Raw genomic sequence first — 2,637 nt, 5'->3', positions numbered from 1 at the left:
TTCCAGCAGCCCAGCGCCTGCAGCGTCTTGTGATCCAGCATCCCGTCCTCCCGCTTCTGCCGTTACCGGCATCAGCATAAAGAACGGCTCTCAGCTGCCCACGGAATTCTTCGATGAACCTTTTTTTCGCCGGTACGTTGCTGCGCGGCGCTGGCAACGGCCCGGGACGGATCCGGCGCGCGACGTCTTTGCCAAGCCGCCCGATTTGTCAGCTCGGCCGGTCGTCCAGTTGACGCCTGCCGCGTTAGGTTGAAAACCGAACCGGAGCCGTCATGCCCAAGTCGCCGTCGCACTTCGCGCCCCCTGATCGGCTGCGCCGCCGCCTGCTCGCCAGCGCGGCCGCCAGCGTCGCCACCCTGGCCGGTCTGAGCGGCTGCGCCAGCCCTTCGCGTGCCGACACCCTTGCGCCAGCCAACCGCGCGCCCTCGCCACCCGGCCCGCTCGGTCCGGCCACCCCACCCGGATCGACGACTTCAAGCCTCGATACCGCGCACGTCGCCGCGCTCAACCGCCTCACCTGGGGTGCCAACGCCAGCAGCGTGCGCGCCATGAGCGCGCTGGGCTGGCAGCGCTGGGTCGATGCGCAACTCAAACCGGCGCCGCAGGCGCTGCTGCCCACGCCGATCCAGAACCAGATCGACGGCTTCAGCATCTCGCAGCGATCCTTGCCGCAGCTGTTGGCCGAGATCGAATCACTCAAGCAAGCGGCCGATGCCGCTGGCGGCGACGAGGCCAAGCAGACTCAGCGCAAGGCGTATCAAGAGAGTCAGCAACGGCTGGCGCATGAGTCGATGAAGCGCTTCATCTTGCGCGCCCTGTATTCGCCGGCGCAGCTGCAGGAGCACCTGACGTGGTTCTGGTTCAACCACTTCAATGTGCACATGCACAAGCATCACCTGCGCGCGGCGGTGGGCGACTACGAGGACCGCGCCATCCGCCCGCATGTGCTGGGGCGCTTTCGCGATCTGCTGGCCGCCACGCTGAAGCACCCGGCCATGCTGGTGTACCTGGACAACGCGCAAAACGCAGCGGGCCACATCAACGAAAACTACGCGCGTGAATTGCTGGAGCTGCACACGCTGGGCGTCGATGCCGGCTACACGCAGCGCGACGTGCAAGAGCTGGCGCGCGTGCTCACCGGCGTCGGCGTCAATCTGAAAGACCGACAGCCTCCGCTGCGTGGCGACCGCGCCGCCCTGTATGTGCGCGACGGCCTGTTCGAGTTCCACCCGGCGCGGCACGACTTCGGCGACAAGCAGGTGCTGGGGCAGACCATCACCGGACGCGGCTGGCCCGAGGTCGAGCAGGTGCTCGACCTGCTGTCGCGCCACCCGGCCTGCGCGCGCTTCGTGTGCCGCAAGCTCGCCACCTGCTTCGTGGCCGATGCGCCGCCCGACTCGCTGGTGCAGCGCATGACGCAGACCTGGGCCGCCAGCGACGGCAACCTGAGCGCCGTGATGCGCGCGCTGATCGAGTCGCCAGAATTCGTGGCCTCGCTGCCCGCGCCCAACCGGCCCAACGCCGGCAAGTTCAAGGACCCGGTGCACTACGCGCTGTCGGCCGTGCGCCTGGCCTACGACGACAAGCTCATCCTCAACGCCATGCCCATCGTCAACGCGCTCAACCGCATGGGCGAAGGGCTCTACAACCACCAGACGCCCGACGGCTATCCGCTCACCGAAGCGAGCTGGTCAGGCGCGGGGCAGATGAACACGCGCTTCGAGATCGCCCGCATGCTGGGCAGCGGCAGCGCCGGTCTGTACAAGCCCGACGCCGACAGCGGCCAACCCGCGCCGGCCGAGCGCCCGGCCTTTCCGCAACTAGCGAATGCGCTGTACTACCAGGCCATCGAACCCGCGCTGAGCGCCGCCACGCGGCAGGCGCTCGATCAGGCCCGTTCGCCGCAGGAGTGGAACACCTACCTGCTGTCGTCGCCCGAATTCATGCTGCGTTGACCGCCCCCGTCAGCCGCCCCCCGGAGCTCACCATGTCGGACTCATTTCATCTCTCGCGCCGCGCCCTGCTGCAAGGCCTGGCAGCGTCCACCCTGCCGGTGCTGTCGACCCGGTTGCTGGCCGCCGCGTCGCCCTCGGCGGGGCGCAGCAAGCTGCTCGTGGTGTTCTTGCGCGGCGCCTACGACGCGGCCAATGTGCTGGTGCCGGTGGGCAGCGACTTCTATTACCAGTCGCGCCCCAACATCGCCATCGCCCGACCCGCAGCCGGCACGCCCGACACCGCCTTGCCGCTCGACGCCACCTGGGGCTTGCACCCGGCGCTGCGCGACACGCTGTATCCGCTGTGGCAGAAGCAGCAGTTGGCCTTCGTGCCGTTTGCCGGCACCGACGACACCTCGCGCAGTCACTTCGAGACGCAAGACAGCATCGAGCTTGGCCAGCCGCTGGGCGGCACGCGCAACTACCAGTCGGGCTTTCTGAACCGGCTGGTGGTGGAGCTGGGTGGGGCGCGCAACGCCAGCGGTCAGCCGGGCGCCATGGCCTTCACCGATCAGCTGCCGCTGGCGCTGCGCGGCAACCTGGCGCTGCCGAACATGGTGCTGAAGAACGTCAAGCGCGCCGGGCTCGATGCCCGGCAAAGCAGCGTGATCGCCCAGATGTACCAGGGCCGCCGCATGGCCGC

1 protein-coding gene and 1 pseudogene are annotated in these 2,637 nt (G+C 68.5%); both read left to right on the top strand.

The genetic code is table 11. The features are described 5' to 3' along the window. The first annotated feature begins 272 nt into the window (after positions 1 to 272). A complete protein-coding gene (locus ACE3SS_RS15425; protein WP_374595464.1) occupies positions 273 to 1,955 on the top strand; it encodes a DUF1800 domain-containing protein in 1,683 nt (560 codons plus the stop codon). A gap of 32 nt (positions 1,956 to 1,987) precedes the next feature. Continuing rightward, positions 1,988 to 2,637: pseudogene (locus tag ACE3SS_RS15420) on the top strand (DUF1501 domain-containing protein); the annotation flags it as partial.

The organism is Aquabacterium sp. (genome assembly GCF_041915145.1).
Classification (GTDB): Bacteria; Pseudomonadota; Gammaproteobacteria; order Burkholderiales; family Burkholderiaceae_C; genus Aquabacterium.
The sequence above is the reverse complement of the archived record's forward strand: the minus strand, read 5'-3'. Positions and strand labels throughout refer to the sequence as shown.